Raw genomic sequence first — 15,167 nt, 5'->3', positions numbered from 1 at the left:
GGTCGTTTTCACAGCCAGTTGTGATGCGCTGGCGCCCATCCCATCCTATCTTCGTCGTGGTGAATGAAGGAGGATGATGTGAAACTCGCTGTCGCAGCCTTGCTGGTTCCGTTCTTCGTAGCGCCTGTGTCCTTGGCTTTCGCCCAGCAATCCGAAATTTTGAAAGGGGAGGCTGCCTTTGGCGACTGGCGCGCCGACAAGCCCGGGGTCCGGCGCTTGTTGACCCCGGCTGATTTGCCGAAACCCTATGTGTCGGATTCTGCCTCGAACAGCCCGAGCGAGGTCCGGCGTCCGAAGAATGCGGAGCCGAAACTGCCCGCCGGCTTTTCGGCCGAGCTGATCGCTTCGGGCGTCAGCAATCCTCGCGCCGTGCGCGTCGCGCCAAACGGCGACATCTTCGTCGCCGACAGCCGTGCTGATCAGGTCCGGCTGTACCGGCCAGGCAGCCCCGGTGCCAAACCTGCCGAAGAAGCGATCTATGCCAAAGGGTTGAGTTCGCCCTACGGCATCGCCTTCTACCCGCCGGAAGATCCCCAATGGGTCTATGTGGCCAACACCGACAGCATCGTACGGTTTCCCTACAAGGACGGCGACCTGAAAGCGTCGGGAAAGCCCGAGACGGTGGTCGCAGACATTCCCGACGGCGGCCACTGGACCCGTGACATCGCCTTTTCGCCGGACGGCAAGACGCTTTATCTGTCGGTGGGGTCGGCTTCCAATGTCGCCGACGATCTTGGTGATCCCCCCGGAGGCCCCAAGGCTTGGGCCGCCAGCGAGCCGCTCGGAGCGGCATGGAGCTACGAACGGGATCGCGCCGCGGTCCTTGCATTCGATCCGGACGGCAAGAACCGCCGAACCGTTGCCACCGGCCTGCGCAATTGTTCCGGTCTCACCGTTCAGCCGGCCACCGGTGAACCCTGGTGTGTAGTCAACGAACGTGACGCGCTAGGCGACAATCTTCCGTTCGAATATGCAACTTCGGTGAAGCAGGGCGCCTTCTACGGCTGGCCCTGGTATTACATCGGCGACAACGAGGATCCACGCCACGCCGGCACCAGACCGGACCTCGCCGGCAAGGCGACGGTGCCGGATGTTCTGATGCAGGCGCATTCGGCGCCGCTCGGCATTGCTTTCTATGAAGGCAACCAGTTCCCTGCCGAATACAAGGGCAATGCTTTCGTCGCCCTGCACGGGTCGTGGAACCGCGGCGCGCCGACCGGCTACAAGGTGGTGCGGTTGCTGTTCAAGGACGGCAAGCCGACAGGGGAATATGAGGACTTCATGACGGGCTTCGTCATTTCCAACGACGCCGTCTGGGGCCGGCCTGTCGGCGTGGCGGTGGCCAAGGATGGTTCGTTGATCGTCACCGAGGACGGCAACGGTACGGTGTGGCGTGTATCATATAAGGGCAAGACCTGACCGGTGTTGTCGCGCGCTTGAGCCGGCACAAACGGTCCTAAGGCGCGAGTCCGCAATTCAATCAAAAGAAACGGCTGGTATTTTGCGAGCGAGCCTCGAAGGACGCACCCAAAAACCGTCAGCCGAATTTGCGATGTGCGTCGAGCGCGAGGCCTAGGCCAACCGAACCGAACGCGTCGCCCTGCACCACCTTGGCATCCGGCACCAAGCCCAGAATGCTGCGCCGCGCCATCGGGATGGCAGTCGACCCGCCTGTGAGGAATACGGCGGTGATGTCTGCAGGCCTCACGCCGGCGTCCGCCAGCGTGTCGGCCACCGTTTGCGTAACGCGAGCGACCTCGTTGCGGATCGTGTCCTCCAGGCCTTGCTTGGTCAGCTCAGCCGAGAACTTCGCGCCGGGCAGAGCCACTTCCACCCTCGCCTCGTTCTGGTCGGTCAAGGCGATCTTCGCCCTTTCCACTTTCGTGGCGAGTGCGTGCCCGAACCGATGTTCGACCACTTCGATCAGCCTGTCGACAAGATCGGCTCGTGCTGCTTCGTAGCGGATCTGACGCAGATCGAGCATGGCCTTCGGCGTGTAAAGCAGGTTGATGCGCTGCCAGGTGGCGAGATCGACGAAATAACCTGCCGGCAGGTTGCGCTTGCCGTCCTTCGTCGGTGTCAGATAGCCGAGCTCGGGCATGACATGGGCGATGCTGAGCAAGCGGTCGAAATCGGTGCCGCCGATGTGGATACCGCGATTGGCCAGGATGTCGCCCTTGCGATCGCTCGTGGTCGATCGCTCTGGCGACACACGGACGATCGAAAAGTCCGACGTGCCGCCGCCCATGTCGACGATCAGGGCGAGCTCCTCGCGGCTAAGCGTGTGTTCATAGTCGAGCGCTGCGGCGATCGGCTCGAACTGGAAATCGATATGCTTGAAGCCTTGTTTGCGTGCAGCCTTTTCCAATTGGCTCTGCGCGTCGGCGTCTGCGGTGTCATCCTCGTCGACGAAACGCACCGGCCGGCCAAGCACCACATTTTCCACCGGCTGCCCGGCATGGCTGTCCAGCCGCGCCTTCAGATGGGCGAGGAACAGGCCGATGATATCGGTGAAAGCCAACGTGCGTGCCTGAATCCGCGTTTTTTCATGGGCGAGCGAGGAGCCCAATACGCTCTTGAGCGCCCGCATCAGTCGGCCCTCGACGCTGTCCGTATAATCGCTGATGGCACGGCGGCCGAACAGGGTGTTGCCGTCTTCGAAATTGAAGAAGATCGCTGAGGGCAGCGTCGCGTTATTGTCCTCCAGCGCCACCAGATGTGGCCGGCCGTTTTCGATCACGCCGACGGTGGAGTTGGAGGTGCCAAAGTCTATGCCGCCGAAAGCCGGTCGCATCGTCTCATCCTGAATGTTCGCTTAAATGGCGCGGCCTTGTCGACGCTAGCCGCAGCGGGACCGTGCGCCTACAGGACCGAGGATGAAATGTCGATGGCCTGTCAGCGTTTTCAGAAAAATGTGAGCGGCTGGACCAAGCGCTGAGCCATTTCCTCGGACCTGCAATCCATGCGATAAAACCGCCGGTGTTTCCGAGGCTTCCCAATGACCCTTGCCGGATTTCTCGCTTATTCCGCCGCGCTTGCGGTTGCTGCCGCCATTCCCGGTCCCGGCGTGACCGCTCTGGTGGCACGGGCCCTCGGTTCCGGCTTCCGCTCATCGCTGGCGATGTCGCTCGGGCTCGTGTTAGGCGATCTGACCTATCTCACCGCGGTCGTGCTCGGTCTTGCACTGGTGGCACAGAGCTTCGGCATGGTGTTCCTGGTTATCAAATGGCTGGGAGTTCTCTACCTTGCCTATCTCGCCTGGAGTTTCTGGACGGCCGGCATCACGCCGGAGGCGGTCGAGGCCCGCAAGGGCAGGGATGGTTTCGTGCCCTCGGTGCTGGCCGGCCTTGCCGTCACGCTTGGCAATCCCAAGACGATGATCTTCTATCTGGCTATCACGCCGACCATCGTCGACCTGAAATCGCTGACCTTGGGCGACTACGGCATCCTGGCCGCCATCACCGCCGCGGTGCTGCTCATCGTCCTGGTGCCATATCTGGCGCTTGCCGCGAAAGCGCGCTGGTTCCTGCGTTCGCCGCGCGCGTTGAAAGCGCTGAACCGCACGGCAGCCGGTTTCATGGTCGGGGCCGCGGCTGCGATCGCCACCAGGTCTTGAGATTGCTTTTTCAGGGCCAGCGCCGAAATCGACACAATCCGGAAAATTGTTCCAGCTGCCTGTTGTTTCCAGCACGCCGCCGCCTCGGATATAGTCGGCCGGCGGCCTATCTTCTTTCGTCGAAAAGCCGCATAAGGCAGCCTCGTTTCAGGGAGCGAAATCAATGAATAAGCCTGCAACCTCCGCACGCGTCCCCGGCCGCGGCCGCATCTACAACTCGATCACCGAAACGATCGGCGATACGCCGCTGGTTAGGCTGGACAAGTTCGCGAAGGAAAAGGGCATTGTCGCCAATCTCCTTGCAAAGCTTGAGTTCTTCAACCCGATCGCTTCGGTGAAGGACCGTATCGGCGTCGCCATGATCGAGGCGCTGGAGCGCGACGGCAAGATCACGCCCGGCAAAACGGTATTGATCGAGCCGACCTCCGGCAACACCGGCATCGCGCTTGCCTTTGCCGCCGCCGCCAAGGGCTACAAGTTGATCCTCACCATGCCGGAGACCATGTCGGTCGAGCGCCGCAAGATGCTGGCGCTGCTCGGTGCCGAGCTTGTGCTGACCGAAGGGCCGAAAGGCATGAAGGGCGCCATCGCCAAGGCCGACGAACTGGCTGCGTCGCTACCGGACGCCATCATCCCGCAGCAGTTCGAGAATCCGGCCAATCCCGAGATCCACCGCGAAACCACCGCAGAAGAAATCTGGAACGACACCAAGGGAGAAGTCGATATCTTCGTCTCGGGCATCGGCACCGGCGGCACCATCACCGGCGTCGGCCAGGTGATCAAGAAGCGCAAGCCGTCGCTGCATGTCGTAGCGGTCGAGCCGGAAGCTTCGCCTGTGCTGTCGGGCGGCCAACCTGGTCCTCACAAGATCCAGGGCATCGGCGCCGGTTTTGCACCGAAGATCCTCGACACGACCATCTATGACGAGATCGTCAAGGTCTCCAATGAGGATGCCGTTGCCAATGCCCGCCTCGTCGCCCGCCTGGAAGGCGTACCGGTCGGCATCTCATCGGGCGCGGCATTGCAGGCGGCGATCGTCGTCGGCTCGCGACTGGAGAACAAAGGCAAGAACCTTGTCGTCGTCATTCCGTCCTTTGCTGAGCGCTATCTCTCGACCGTGCTTTTCGAAGGGCTCGGCGCGTAAGTTTTTCCGCCTGAAGGGGAAGAGCGGGAAATAGGTTTCCGCTCTGGCCCAGCGAAAAACCTGCTGGCACCGTTGCCGGTGGCTTGAGTGCGGAGCAATCACAGGTCAAATCCCAGGCTCTAAGGTCGGGGGGCGGGAGAAGATGACTGAAATGTATAAGCTTTACACACGTCCGGGCTCGGGCGGGTTTGTGATCGAGGCCGCACTCAAGCTGGCCGGCGTCCCTTTCGAACACATCGACGTGCCGAAGACGCTGGATTTGGATCCGGAATTTCTCAAGATCAGCCCGATGCATCAGGTGCCGGTGCTGGTTCTGCCGGACGGTCATGCCGTTCCGGAGACGGCGGCGATCTCGCTTCTGCTTGCCGAATTGCATCCCGGAAAGGGGCTCGGTCCGATCGCCGGCGAGCCGGGCAGAGCGGACTTCCTGCGCTGGATGGCCTTCATGGCGACCGCGATCTACATGGCCAATTTGCGCTATTACTATCCACACCGCTCGACCACGGATGCCGCCGGCATTGCTGCGGTCAAACAGGCGGCGGTCGCCGAGATGGATAAGGAAATCAGCATCCTGGATCGCGCGCTGAGAGGCCGTGACTGGCTGGTGGGTGACAGCCGCACCATTGCCGACGTCTACATGCTGATGCTGGTGTGTTGGTATCCTGATCAAGGCAGGGCTCGGGCGATTTGGCCGGATGTCGAGCGGATCTGCGCCAGATTACGCGATGATCCCATGCTTGCCGCGCTCAACGAACCGCATGAAATGTGGCCTGCCTGAGGTCGCCTGTTGGGGCCGGCGAAGGCAGTTCACTCAATTGCGAGTGTTGACTTCTTTGCGGTGAGGAACCGCCGCACCGCTTCATCGCGCTCCAGCCCGATCGCGCGTTCAAAGGCCAGCCTCGCCTCGCCAGACCGGCCGAGATCGGCCAGCAGGCCGGCGCGGGCAGCCCAGTAAGGTTGGTAGTCTTCGATGCGGCGGTCTTCGGCGACTGTGTCGAGTTCGGCCAGCCCGGCGGCAGGGCCATCTGTCTCGCCGATCGCCACCGCACGATTGATGGTTACGACCGGCGAACCGGCGACCAGGGACAGCGCGTCGTAGAATTGCCTGATCGCACCCCAATCGGTTTTGCCGAGCAGTCGCCGGGCCACATGCGTCGACTGGATTGCTGCCTCGATCTGGTAGCGACCAAGGCCCGGGAAACGGCTGGCACGCTGCAGCAGCGCATCCGCTTCTCCGATAAGAACTGCATCCCACTGGCTCATGTCCTGGTCGCTCAAGGGCACGAAGTCGCCGTCCGCGCTGCGCCGCGCCTCGCGCCGAGCTTCGGCGTAGAGCATAAGAGCAAGCAGCGAGCACGCTTCCGGTTCTTCCGGCATCAGTTCGGTTACCAGTCGGCACAGCCAGATCGCCTCGGTCGCCAGGTTACGGCGACGGGTCTCGGTGCCGACAGGATCCGTCCAGCCCTCGGTGAAGGCGGCGTAGACCGCCTCGAGCACCGCGGATAGCCGCGCCGGCAATTCGGGTCGGTCGGGAATGCGGAAGGGGATGCCTGCTTCCCGAATGCGCGATTTGGCACGCACGAGCCGCTGACTCATCGTCGCTGGAGAAATCAGAAAAGCGGAGGCGATGGTGGCTGCATCAAAGCCGAGCACAGTCTGCAGGATCAGCGGTGCCCGCACGCCAGGATCGATTGCAGGATGGGCACAAGCGAAGATCAGGCCGAGACGGTCGTCAGGCAGCTTCTCGCGCAAGGCCTCTTCCTCCGCCTCATCGCTCATGAGCCTGAGATGGGGAATGGCCGCCTCGCGCGTCCGGCGTCGGCGGTGCTGGTCGGTGGCCCGGCGGCGGGCGACAGCCAGGAGCCAGGCTTCAGGGTGCTGCGGCACGCCCGTTTCCGGCCATTTCGCCAGCGCCAGCGCGAAGGCGTCGGCAAGCGCATCTTCGGCGCTGGCGACATCGCGCGAGCGGGAGGCGAGGAAAGCGACCAACTTGCCATAGCTTTGGCGGGCGGCCGTTTCTGCCGCCGCCCGCGCCAATGCCGCAGCGTCGGTCATCGCTCAGCGCGTCGTCCAGATCGGTCTTACTTCGACGACACCGTGCGTGGCAGCAGGGCATCGCGCGGCCCAGGAAAGCGCGGCATCGAGATCTGGCGCCTCGATAAGGTAGAAGCCGCCCAATTGCTCTTTGGTGGTGGCGAAGGGGCCATCCAGCACCTCTGTCTTGCCGCCGCGGATCTTCACAGTGGTTGAGACGTGGGATGGTTGCAGTCTTTCACCGGCCACCATGGCGCCGGCTTTGGCGAGTGCGGCGTTGTAGGCCATGTACGGTTCCGACATCACGCCTTGCATTTCCGGGGTCATCTTGGCGAACGCCGATTCATCGACGTGGATCAGCAGCATGTATTGCATCAGGGGTCTCCCGCGTTTCTCAAAGGCCGCGCCCTTGCCGGCCGGACGAATGACGCGTGAGCTTGCCTGATTTCGACAAGCTCTGCGAAAAAATTCTGCGGCGTGCCGCAAAACAAAAACCGCCGACGCGGGAGGGCGTCGGCGGTTTGAAGATCGAGGGAATGGTTAGGCTGGACGGCGTGTCAAGGGCGCGCAGGAATTCCTGGCCGCAGCGGCCGATAGGTGGTCGTGCGGTGCTCGCCGGCGGGACGAGCGACCCGGCTGTCGTGACGGCTTTCCAGCGTCATCAATGAGCGCTCACGCCGAGCGTATGGGCGCGGCGAGCGCAGGCAGGGCCAGGGCCACGCATGTAGTGGCGCTCCGGCCGGTAGGTCGGTGCGATGAATTCGCGGATGGCGGCGGCGTAGCCCTTGAACTGGTTCCAGATGGTCATTCTTCTATTCCCTGTCCCGATTTTCGGATGTCCCGTCCGATTGGGTGCATCCTAGCGAGAAGGCGTGAATAGTCGGTGAACGGGATGTTAATCTTCGGGCGAAACCTCTACGAATCGTGGCCGCAAAGTGGCGGATTCACGGTGTTTTGGCGCCATTTGACGCCTTTGTTAGCGCTGTCGCTTTTATGCCACAGGCGGTTTCGTTTGAGACTCGAAAATGCGCGGTTTGGTTTCTCTTCCTCTCCCCAGATCCTGAGTGATGGGGTTGCTCGCGAGAGTTGCGGAAAGGGCTGTTTCGCCACTACGCTGCCACGCGTGAATCGCAATCTGCAGGGACGTGCGAATGGAACTCTGGCGATTCATCGACGCTATCAACCAGGCAGGTGAGCGGCCGGCAATGCCGGGTGATCTACAGCGGTTTGAGGAGAGGACGGGTATCTTCCTCCCCGATGATTATTGCGCTTTTCTCATGGCCTGTGCCGGCGGTAGATGCCTGCAAAAAGTTTCGTTCGATTTTCCGAATGGCGTGTGGGCCGGATACGTGGAAGACGTTGGCGGTCTGCAGAAGAATCCGCGTTATTCACTGGAGCACAATCGGAAATCTCCACCCTGGCCCCTCCACGAGGATCTGCTGTGGATCATGAGTGACCATGGCGGCAATCCGATCTGCCTCCGGCTCGACGACGGGAACGAGGGGCAGCTCTGCTTCATCGACCATGAGCTCTCGCCGGAAGACGACGATTGGACCCTTGAGGAGGCTGCCTCCAAGGATTGGGGTTATGTGCTACCCCTGGCATCGTCATTCACCGAGTTCGTCAGGAACCTGCGGCGCAAATAGCGGGTTGGTTTAACTTAGAGGAATGCTTTCTCGAACGCGCGACGCCCCTTGGGCGAGAAGGTCACGACCCGGCTGTCCTTTTCACGGCGTGCCCATTTCTCGGCAAGGATCTTGTCGAGAATCGCTGCACCCAACTGCCCGGCGAGATGCGATCTTCGCACGCTCCAGTCGAGACAGTCGCGGCAGACCGGCCGGCGCGACGGCTTGAGCTTCTCCACGTCGATGCCGACAGCGGTGAAATGCGAGTGGCCGTTCGGCCCGATCCGGATTTCCCGACCATCGCGCACCAGGATGTCTCGGGCGAGGAAGGTATCCATCATCTTCACGGCATGCTCGCCGGCCAGGTGGTCATAGCAAACACGCGCTTCGCGCATTGCCGGCTCACGCGGGCCTAGGCGGGTTCGCTTCGGCCCGACGCCTGCCGCCACACCCATGATGGCCTCCAGCATCGCCGCCACTTGCGGTCCTGCCAGGGCGTAATAGCGATGACGGCCTTGGGCTGCGACGGTGAGCAGCCCGCCATCGATCAGCTTGGCCAGATGCGACGATGCTGTCGGCAGGGTCACACCCCCTTCCAATGCCAGTTCGCTTGCCGTCAACGCGGCACCCGTCATCAGCGCCGTCAGCATGTTGGCGCGGGCGGGGTCGCCAACCAGGCTGGCGATGCGGGCGATATCCGGTCCGTCTTTCATGGTTCGATCTCCATCAAAGCATTGCTGCAAGAAAACCACTAATCTGATGGAAGTTCAAGGAGACGACGATGACCAATCTCTCCCATCCTACCCACTCGGGTGCCGGCTACGCCCGGTTCCGCCTTCGTCGGTTCTGGTGCGGGCTGCGATCGCTTTTGATGCGCCGGAGCGACCGGTATCTGCAGCGGCTCGACCTTGCCGATCTCGACGCGTGGCAACTCAACGATCTCGGCCTTACGCCGGAGGATGTACGGCGCGAATGCGCAAAATCCTTCTGGCGAATGTGATCGCGGTGCGAGCCTAATCCAATTGTCCTGCCGATGTTTCGATCATGATCGAAGTGTCGATGCCCTTGCCAAGGAGATGATCATGACCATCACCTGCTTCATCCGTTACGAAATCGACCCATTCAAGAAAGCGGCCTTTGAGGAATATGCCCGCAATTGGGGGCAGGCGATCCCGCGTTGTGGTGCAGATCTGATCGGTTACTTCGCCCCACACGAAGGCTCGGCCACGACGGCCTATGCGCTCTACAACATCGACAGCCTGGCGGCCTATGAAGCCTATCGCGCCCGCCTTGCCGCGGACCCCGCAGGCAAAGCGAATTTCGAGTTCGCCCGGCGCGAAAACTTTATCGTCAGGGAAGACCGTATTTTCCTGAAGCTGGCATCCGCGCCGCATGCAGCTTTAGTGAGATAGCGCCGCCTTCGCGAAGTGGGAGGGCGCCTGGGCTCTTGCCCCTTACGCATTACCGATCAGTACGCCGGCCGCAAACACCAACGCACCGCCGAGCACCACCTGGAAGGCGGCACGGAGGAAGGGTGTTTCCATGTAGCGGTTCTGGATGAAGGCGATCGCCCACAATTCCACGAACACAACCGCGGCCGCCACGGAAGTCGCTGTCCAGAAATTCGGAATAAGGTAGGGCAGGGCGTGGCCTAGGCCGCCCAGCGAGGTCATGATGCCATTGGCAAGGCCGCGCTTCAGTGGCGAACCGCGCCCGGAGAGTTTGCCGTCGTCATGCGCAGCTTCCGTGAAACCCATCGAGATGCCGGCGCCGATCGAGGCCGACAGGCCAACCAGGAAGGTTTGCCAGGTGTCGTGCGTGGCAAAGGCGGCGGCGAAGATCGGGGCCAGCGTCGAGACCGACCCATCCATCAGTCCGGCCAGGCCCGGCTGGACGTAGGTGAGGATGAACTGCCGCCGTTCGGTCGCTGCTTCTTCCTCGCGTATGTCGCCCGGCACATATTGCTGCTCGAGCTTATGGGCGAGGTTCTCGTGGTTCTGCTCGGCAGCGGCGAGATCGCCGAGCAATTTCCGCGTGGAGGCATCCGACGTCCGCTTGACCGCCTCAAGGTAAAAGAGTTGCGCCTGCCGCTCCATCTGCTCGGCCTGCTGGCGTACCTTGTCGATGCCAAGCGGCCGCACCAGCCAATCGGGCTTGCGTTCGTAATAACCTTTCACATGCTCACGACGGATCAGAGGGATGTGTTCGCCAAAACGCTTCCGATGCAACTCGATGAGCAGCGCGCGGTGCCTGTCTTCTTCCGCTGCCATTTCCTCGAACATCCTGGCTGAATGCGGATAATCCACCTGTAACCCTTCTGCGTAGGAGCGGTAGATGCGCGCGTCGTCTTCTTCGGAAGAGATGGCGAGTGCCAGGATTTCCTGTTCGGAAAGCGAGGAAAAAGGACGGCGGCCGAAGCCGAAGACACGGGAAAGCATGACGAATTATCTCTAGTTTAGAATCATTCTAAACTAGATGTGTGCCCCGCTTGGGTCAAGCATTCGCTGCGCGGCGAGAGCAGTGGCGGTTGCCCTTTTTATCGGCGAATGTTCACCTATATGAAGGAAAACCAACCTGGAGATTTTGCATGACGACTGCCAAGCGCGCGAAGCATATCGATGCCAAACCGGTACTCGACCTCATCGCCTCGATAGAGGCGGACCTTGCCCGCTTGAAAGACATGGTGTCGGCGCAGATCGAACCCTTCGATCCCGCCAATCCGCATAACAAGACAACGGACGGTAAACTGACCGACGAGGGTGTCGAATGTTGCTACCGGCTCTTCGACAGAGGTGAATCGCGCTATTCGGTCTCGCAGAAGATGAAGATTTCTTTCGCCGCCGCCACTCACCGCTTCAACGCCTGGCGCAAGGTCGGCGGCAACAAACGCAAGCCTACGCTGCTGGGCTAAAAAACGGCCCACATCACCGAAAGGTCGCATCTCCGCCTTCAAAGCAAAACGGGCGCCTGATGGCGCCCGTTCGCATTGTAACCGTTGAAACAGGTCAGCTCATCAGCGGGCAGCGCGGATCGCGGCGACCGAAGATCAGGCGTACGCGCTCCCCGCTGCGGGAGATGCCGCGCACTTCGATGGTACGGCGCCCGACGCCGACGACGCGGGCACGGCGTACGCCCATGCGTTCGGCCTTGTCGAGCGCACGGTCGGGGTTGCATTCGCGGCGGCGGTAGCCGTCATCATCCTCGCTGCGCCACTCGTCGGAGCGGCGACGGCCGTAGTCGTCCTCGCTGCGCCATTCATCGGAACGGCGGCGTTCGCCGCAATATTCGCGGTCCGGGTCGCAGCGACGGTCGCGCATGATCACCGGGCCGTCGGGGCCGATCTGGATGTTCAGATCTTGGGCCGATGCCGTGGTCAGCGGCAGACTCGTCAGCGCCAGCGTCATGGCGAGGGTGGAAAGGGTAAGGAACTTGCGCATTTGGAGGCCTCCTCTCATCGCCGCACAAGGTCAGGCGGCACCATCCTGTTCAAGTCAGATTTCGCTTAAGTCAGAAACAATCGGTGAGCACCTCCGACGTCCCTGATGAACCGCTGATATGAAGCGAATGAACATTGTCACGGTTACATCTTTTCATTGGCGCTCGCCCCTGCTTCGCGCACATGATGAAGGCGAATATGTGTCTTGGTGGGTTCCGCATGACAGCTTCACTTCCCGATATTGCCGACGTTCGCGATGCCGCCGAACGCTTGGCGGGTCTGATCGTGACCACGCCTTTGATCGAATCTCCGGTGCTCAACGAGCGTTTCGGCGGCCGAATCCTGTTCAAGCCGGAAACGCTGCAGCGTACCGGTTCGTTCAAATTTCGTGGCGCCTACAACAAGATTTCCTCGTTGTCGCAGGAGGAGCGCCGTGGTGGCGTAGTTGCCTTCTCTTCGGGCAATCACGCACAAGGCGTCGCGGCGGCCGCAGCCATGTTCGGCCTGAAAAGTGTGATCGCGATGCCTTCGGATGCGCCCGAAACCAAGGTTGCCAATGTGCGGCGCATGGGCGCCGAGGTGGTGCGCTTCGATCGCTTCCGCGATGACCGGATGGCGGTGGTGAAGCCGTGGATGGAGCAAGGCATGGCGCTGGTGCCGCCCTTCGACGACCCGGCCATCATCGCCGGTCAGGGCACGATCGGGCTGGAACTGATGGCTCAGGCTGCGGCCTTGGGCGTAATGCTCGACGCCGTGGTGATGCCCTGCGGTGGCGGCGGCTTGTCCAGCGGCATTTCGATCGCGGTCAAGGATGCCTCGCCGCAGACCGCTGTCTGGGTGGCGGAGCCCGAATATTTCGACGACACCCGCCGTTCACTCGTCGCCGGCCGGCGCGTCGGCAACGAACCCGGTCACGACTCAATCTGCGATGCCATTCTCACCCATGAGCCGGGCGTGATCACTTTCGAGATCAACCGCAGGAATCTCGCCGGGTCCATTGCCGTATCGGAAGAAGCGACGGCGGCGGCCATGCGCGATGCCATGGCCTGTCTCAAGCTGGTGGTGGAGCCCGGTGGCTGTGTCGGATTGGCAGCCCTTTCGTCCGGCGAAATCGACCTTGCCGGAAAATGCGTTGCGGTGGTGCTTTCCGGCGGCAACGTCGATTTCGGCACCTACGCCAGGATCATGGCAGCGGCTTGATGCAGATGCGCTGACCCCGTCGTTTTAGTCGAGTGTACGGCGGAACCGCAGCAGCGCCAGCCCCGCAAACAGCGCCACGAAGAACAGCAGCCAGCCGACCTCGGAGGCGATGGCAGGGAATTCCGCGCCTTTCAGCATCACTGCGCGCACGATGCGCAGGAAATGCGTGAGCGGAAAAATCTCGCCGAGTGTCTGCGCCCAACCCGGCATGCCGCGATAGGGAAACATGAAGCCGGATAGCAGGATCGACGGCAGGAAGAAGAAAAAGGTTAGCTGCATGGCCTGCATCTGCGTCCGTGATACGGTCGAAATCGTGTAGCCGAGCAAAACCAGCCCCAGCACAAAGACGAGGATCGACGACAGGAGCAGTCCGATGCCGCCGACGAAGGGCACATGGAACAAGAGCTTTGCTGCGAACAGCACCACCACCACCTGCACTGCGCCAACACCGGCATAGGGCAGCACCTTGCCCAGCATGATTTCCAACGGGTTGGCCGGCATGGCGAGCAGGTTCTCCATCGTGCCGCGCTCGGTTTCGCGCGTCAGCGCGATCGAAGTCATCATCACCATGGTCATCTGCAGGATCACCCCGAGCAGGCCGGGCACGATGTTGTATTGCGAGATGCCTTCGGGATTGTAGAGGCGATGGGCGATGACATCGAGTTGACTTGCCTTGCTCTCGGCGGCGGCCGCCTCCATGCCGCGGGCGCGCAGCAGGGCCTGGGACGCAACGGTGCCCAGGGTGGAGATGGCGCCGCTTGCCGATGACGGATCGGTCGCGTCGGCCTCGATCAGGATTTGTGGACGATCTCCGCGCTCGACCCTCTTGCCGAAATCAGCCGGGATGGTGACCACGAAAGAGACATCGCCGCGCGCCAGCAGGAAGTCCGCTTCGGCCTCCGTGCGGGCGATGTAGTCGAAGCGATAGTAATTGGTGTTCTCGAGCGCCGAAACCATGGCGCGGGTGTACTGGTCGTTGCTCATTGCCAGGAGCGCCGCCGGCAGCCGCTTGGGGTCGCTGTTGATGGCGAAGCCGAACAGGATGAGCAGCATCAGCGGCACACCCAGCATCATCGCAAAGGTGACGCGGTCGCGCCGCATCTGGATGAATTCCTTCGTCAGCAGCGCGCCGAGCCTGGCGGGAGAGAACAGGTTGCTCACGCCATATTGTCCTTCGAGCCGGCCATGAACTGGATGAAGACGTCTTCTAGACTGGTTTCGCCGGGCCTCACCTTGACCCCGGGATGCGTCTTCTCGATATCGGCCAATGCACGTTTGAGTGCGGTAGCGTCTGAACCCACGACATGCAGCGTCGCGCCGAAGGGGGCCACCTGATCGACGCCTGGCCGGCCCTCGAGAGCGGTCGTCACGGCGTCGAGGCGCGGCCCTTCGACGATGAAGGTGGTGAGGCCGGCATTGTCCACCACCTCGGCCACGGTGCCGGTGGCGAGGAGCTTGCCATAGGAAATATACGAGATGCGATGGCAGCGCTCGGCTTCGTCCATGTAGTGGGTGGAGACCAGGACGGTGAGCCCGCCATGTGCGAGGTGATGGATCTCGTCCCAGAATTCACGCCGCGCCTTCGGATCGACGCCGGCAGTCGGTTCATCGAGCAGAAGCAGGCGCGGCTTGTGCATGATGCAGGCAGCCAGTGCCAGCCGCTGCTTCCAGCCGCCAGAAAGGGTGCCGGCAAGCTGGTTGCGCCGGCTGGCCAGGCCAAGCTCTCCCAGCGTCCTGTCGACATGATCCTCTATCGGCTTCAGGCGATAAAGGCGGGCGACGAATTCAAGGTTCTCGGCGATCGTCAGGTCCTCGTAGAACGAGAACTTCTGCGTCATGTAGCCGACCTCGTTCTTGATCTTCAGGCTTTCAGTCCTCAGATCGTAACCAAGCACGGTGCCTTCGCCTTCGTCGGCTGTCAAAAGCCCGCACATCATGCGGATCGTCGTGGTCTTGCCGGAGCCGTTGGGACCGAGAAAGCCGACGATCTCACCCTCCGCCACGCTCATCGAGACGTGGTCGACGACGGTGCGGTCGCCGAAGCGTTTGACCAGATTTTTGACGTCGATGGCGTTCATCGGGTGCTGCGCCAGGGGACGAACTGGTTGAAAA

General features: G+C 61.8%; 18 protein-coding genes. 9 read left to right on the top strand and 9 right to left on the bottom strand.

What is annotated here, in order from left to right; all coding sequences use genetic code 11:
- Positions 1 to 63: 63 nt before the first annotated feature.
- A complete protein-coding gene (locus L4923_RS11110) occupies positions 64 to 1,419 on the top strand; it encodes a PQQ-dependent sugar dehydrogenase (RefSeq protein ID WP_425530934.1) in 1,356 nt (451 codons plus the stop codon).
- Positions 1,420 to 1,537: 118 nt separating this feature from the next.
- On the opposite strand, the gene L4923_RS11105 is transcribed toward L4923_RS11110, so the two are convergent.
- Positions 1,538 to 2,794, bottom strand: coding sequence for an Hsp70 family protein (locus tag L4923_RS11105; protein ID WP_239364824.1), 1,257 nt, complete (start codon positions 2,792 to 2,794; stop codon positions 1,538 to 1,540).
- A gap of 204 nt (positions 2,795 to 2,998) precedes the next feature.
- Here L4923_RS11105 and L4923_RS11100 point away from each other — a divergent pair, with 204 nt between their 5' ends.
- The 3 genes from L4923_RS11100 to L4923_RS11090 all read left to right on the top strand — a co-directional run bounded on the left by L4923_RS11100 (position 2,999) and on the right by L4923_RS11090 (position 5,538).
- On the top strand, positions 2,999 to 3,616 hold the full coding sequence (locus tag L4923_RS11100) for a LysE family translocator (protein WP_239364821.1): 618 nt from the start codon (positions 2,999 to 3,001) through the stop codon (positions 3,614 to 3,616).
- Between the two features lie 163 nt (positions 3,617 to 3,779).
- Positions 3,780 to 4,760: a cysteine synthase A gene (gene cysK / locus L4923_RS11095; protein ID WP_239364819.1), complete on the top strand. Its 981-nt coding sequence runs from the start codon at positions 3,780 to 3,782 to the stop codon at positions 4,758 to 4,760.
- Between the two features lie 151 nt (positions 4,761 to 4,911).
- A complete protein-coding gene (locus L4923_RS11090; RefSeq protein WP_239365039.1) occupies positions 4,912 to 5,538 on the top strand; it encodes a glutathione S-transferase family protein in 627 nt (208 codons plus the stop codon).
- Between the two features lie 29 nt (positions 5,539 to 5,567).
- Here L4923_RS11090 and L4923_RS11085 read toward each other — a convergent pair whose 3' ends face one another.
- The 3 genes from L4923_RS11085 to L4923_RS11075 form a co-directional block, all read right to left on the bottom strand.
- On the bottom strand, positions 5,568 to 6,815 hold the full coding sequence (locus L4923_RS11085; RefSeq protein WP_239364817.1) for an RNA polymerase sigma factor: 1,248 nt from the start codon (positions 6,813 to 6,815) through the stop codon (positions 5,568 to 5,570).
- A 3-nt stretch (positions 6,816 to 6,818) separates the two neighbouring features.
- Positions 6,819 to 7,169, bottom strand: a complete 351-nt coding sequence (locus L4923_RS11080) for a YciI family protein (protein WP_239364814.1) — start codon at positions 7,167 to 7,169, stop codon at positions 6,819 to 6,821.
- A gap of 286 nt (positions 7,170 to 7,455) precedes the next feature.
- Entirely contained in the window at positions 7,456 to 7,602 is a 147-nt protein-coding gene (locus L4923_RS11075; RefSeq protein WP_239364813.1) for a hypothetical protein, read from the bottom strand.
- A gap of 343 nt (positions 7,603 to 7,945) precedes the next feature.
- Between L4923_RS11075 and L4923_RS11070 the strand changes: the two genes are divergently transcribed.
- The gene (locus tag L4923_RS11070) at positions 7,946 to 8,440 is read left to right on the top strand and encodes an SMI1/KNR4 family protein (protein WP_239364812.1); all 495 of its coding nucleotides are present in this window, start codon (positions 7,946 to 7,948) and stop codon (positions 8,438 to 8,440) included.
- Between the two features lie 14 nt (positions 8,441 to 8,454).
- Here the strand turns inward: L4923_RS11070 and L4923_RS11065 are convergent, their stop codons facing one another.
- The gene (locus L4923_RS11065) at positions 8,455 to 9,132 is read right to left on the bottom strand and encodes an ArsR/SmtB family transcription factor (protein ID WP_239364811.1); all 678 of its coding nucleotides are present in this window, start codon (positions 9,130 to 9,132) and stop codon (positions 8,455 to 8,457) included.
- 68 nt (positions 9,133 to 9,200) lie between these two features.
- Here L4923_RS11065 and L4923_RS11060 point away from each other — a divergent pair, with 68 nt between their 5' ends.
- Together L4923_RS11060 and L4923_RS11055 are read left to right on the top strand one after the other, a co-directional pair.
- Positions 9,201 to 9,419 (top strand): DUF1127 domain-containing protein, encoded by a 219-nt coding sequence (locus L4923_RS11060; protein WP_239364810.1) that lies wholly within the window; start codon positions 9,201 to 9,203, stop codon positions 9,417 to 9,419.
- A gap of 82 nt (positions 9,420 to 9,501) precedes the next feature.
- Positions 9,502 to 9,831 carry an NIPSNAP family protein gene (locus L4923_RS11055; protein WP_239365038.1) on the top strand — a complete coding sequence of 110 codons (330 nt, stop codon included), beginning with the start codon at positions 9,502 to 9,504 and terminating at the stop codon, positions 9,829 to 9,831.
- A gap of 42 nt (positions 9,832 to 9,873) precedes the next feature.
- Here L4923_RS11055 and mbfA read toward each other — a convergent pair whose 3' ends face one another.
- A complete protein-coding gene (mbfA, locus tag L4923_RS11050) occupies positions 9,874 to 10,857 on the bottom strand; it encodes an iron exporter MbfA (RefSeq protein WP_239364809.1) in 984 nt (327 codons plus the stop codon).
- 149 nt (positions 10,858 to 11,006) lie between these two features.
- On the opposite strand from mbfA, the gene L4923_RS11045 reads away from it, so the two are divergent.
- Positions 11,007 to 11,330, top strand: coding sequence for a hypothetical protein (locus L4923_RS11045; RefSeq protein WP_239364808.1), 324 nt, complete (start codon positions 11,007 to 11,009; stop codon positions 11,328 to 11,330).
- Between the two features lie 94 nt (positions 11,331 to 11,424).
- On the opposite strand, the gene L4923_RS11040 is transcribed toward L4923_RS11045, so the two are convergent.
- Positions 11,425 to 11,856, bottom strand: a complete 432-nt coding sequence (locus L4923_RS11040) for a hypothetical protein (RefSeq protein WP_239364807.1) — start codon at positions 11,854 to 11,856, stop codon at positions 11,425 to 11,427.
- A gap of 218 nt (positions 11,857 to 12,074) precedes the next feature.
- Here L4923_RS11040 and L4923_RS11035 point away from each other — a divergent pair, with 218 nt between their 5' ends.
- Complete coding sequence (locus L4923_RS11035) at positions 12,075 to 13,055, top strand: threonine ammonia-lyase (RefSeq protein ID WP_239364806.1); 981 nt, start codon at positions 12,075 to 12,077, stop codon at positions 13,053 to 13,055.
- Positions 13,056 to 13,079: 24 nt separating this feature from the next.
- On the opposite strand, the gene L4923_RS11030 is transcribed toward L4923_RS11035, so the two are convergent.
- Both L4923_RS11030 and L4923_RS11025 read right to left on the bottom strand, forming a co-directional pair.
- Positions 13,080 to 14,216: an ABC transporter permease gene (locus tag L4923_RS11030; RefSeq protein ID WP_239364803.1), complete on the bottom strand. Its 1,137-nt coding sequence runs from the start codon at positions 14,214 to 14,216 to the stop codon at positions 13,080 to 13,082.
- On the bottom strand, positions 14,213 to 15,133 hold the full coding sequence (locus L4923_RS11025; RefSeq protein WP_239364800.1) for an ABC transporter ATP-binding protein: 921 nt from the start codon (positions 15,131 to 15,133) through the stop codon (positions 14,213 to 14,215). Before L4923_RS11025 ends, L4923_RS11030 begins: the two co-directional genes overlap by 4 nt.
- Positions 15,134 to 15,167: the final 34 nt, after the last annotated feature.

It is taken from the genome of Terribium retamae, from assembly GCF_022347545.1.
Classification (GTDB): Bacteria; Pseudomonadota; Alphaproteobacteria; order Rhizobiales; family Rhizobiaceae; genus Mesorhizobium; species Mesorhizobium retamae.
Note: the sequence above shows the minus strand (reverse complement) of the source record. Positions and strands in the feature narration are given on the sequence as shown.

What these genes read in the sequence shown, in the direction of transcription:
- L4923_RS11025 (WP_239364800.1), bottom strand. Translation starts at nt 15,133, where the DNA reads ATGAACGCCATCGACGTCAAAAATCTGGTCAAACGCTTCGGCGACCGC.
- L4923_RS11110 (WP_425530934.1), top strand. Translation starts at nt 64, where the DNA reads ATGAAGGAGGATGATGTGAAACTCGCTGTCGCAGCCTTGCTGGTTCCG.
- L4923_RS11045 (WP_239364808.1), top strand. Translation starts at nt 11,007, where the DNA reads ATGACGACTGCCAAGCGCGCGAAGCATATCGATGCCAAACCGGTACTC.
- L4923_RS11075 (WP_239364813.1), bottom strand. Translation starts at nt 7,602, where the DNA reads ATGACCATCTGGAACCAGTTCAAGGGCTACGCCGCCGCCATCCGCGAA.
- L4923_RS11065 (WP_239364811.1), bottom strand. Translation starts at nt 9,132, where the DNA reads ATGAAAGACGGACCGGATATCGCCCGCATCGCCAGCCTGGTTGGCGAC.
- L4923_RS11080 (WP_239364814.1), bottom strand. Translation starts at nt 7,169, where the DNA reads ATGCAATACATGCTGCTGATCCACGTCGATGAATCGGCGTTCGCCAAG.
- mbfA (WP_239364809.1), bottom strand. Translation starts at nt 10,857, where the DNA reads ATGCTTTCCCGTGTCTTCGGCTTCGGCCGCCGTCCTTTTTCCTCGCTT.
- L4923_RS11035 (WP_239364806.1), top strand. Translation starts at nt 12,075, where the DNA reads ATGACAGCTTCACTTCCCGATATTGCCGACGTTCGCGATGCCGCCGAA.
- L4923_RS11105 (WP_239364824.1), bottom strand. Translation starts at nt 2,794, where the DNA reads ATGCGACCGGCTTTCGGCGGCATAGACTTTGGCACCTCCAACTCCACC.
- L4923_RS11040 (WP_239364807.1), bottom strand. Translation starts at nt 11,856, where the DNA reads ATGCGCAAGTTCCTTACCCTTTCCACCCTCGCCATGACGCTGGCGCTG.
- L4923_RS11055 (WP_239365038.1), top strand. Translation starts at nt 9,502, where the DNA reads ATGACCATCACCTGCTTCATCCGTTACGAAATCGACCCATTCAAGAAA.
- L4923_RS11100 (WP_239364821.1), top strand. Translation starts at nt 2,999, where the DNA reads ATGACCCTTGCCGGATTTCTCGCTTATTCCGCCGCGCTTGCGGTTGCT.
- L4923_RS11090 (WP_239365039.1), top strand. Translation starts at nt 4,912, where the DNA reads ATGTATAAGCTTTACACACGTCCGGGCTCGGGCGGGTTTGTGATCGAG.
- L4923_RS11070 (WP_239364812.1), top strand. Translation starts at nt 7,946, where the DNA reads ATGGAACTCTGGCGATTCATCGACGCTATCAACCAGGCAGGTGAGCGG.
- L4923_RS11085 (WP_239364817.1), bottom strand. Translation starts at nt 6,815, where the DNA reads ATGACCGACGCTGCGGCATTGGCGCGGGCGGCGGCAGAAACGGCCGCC.
- cysK (WP_239364819.1), top strand. Translation starts at nt 3,780, where the DNA reads ATGAATAAGCCTGCAACCTCCGCACGCGTCCCCGGCCGCGGCCGCATC.
- L4923_RS11060 (WP_239364810.1), top strand. Translation starts at nt 9,201, where the DNA reads ATGACCAATCTCTCCCATCCTACCCACTCGGGTGCCGGCTACGCCCGG.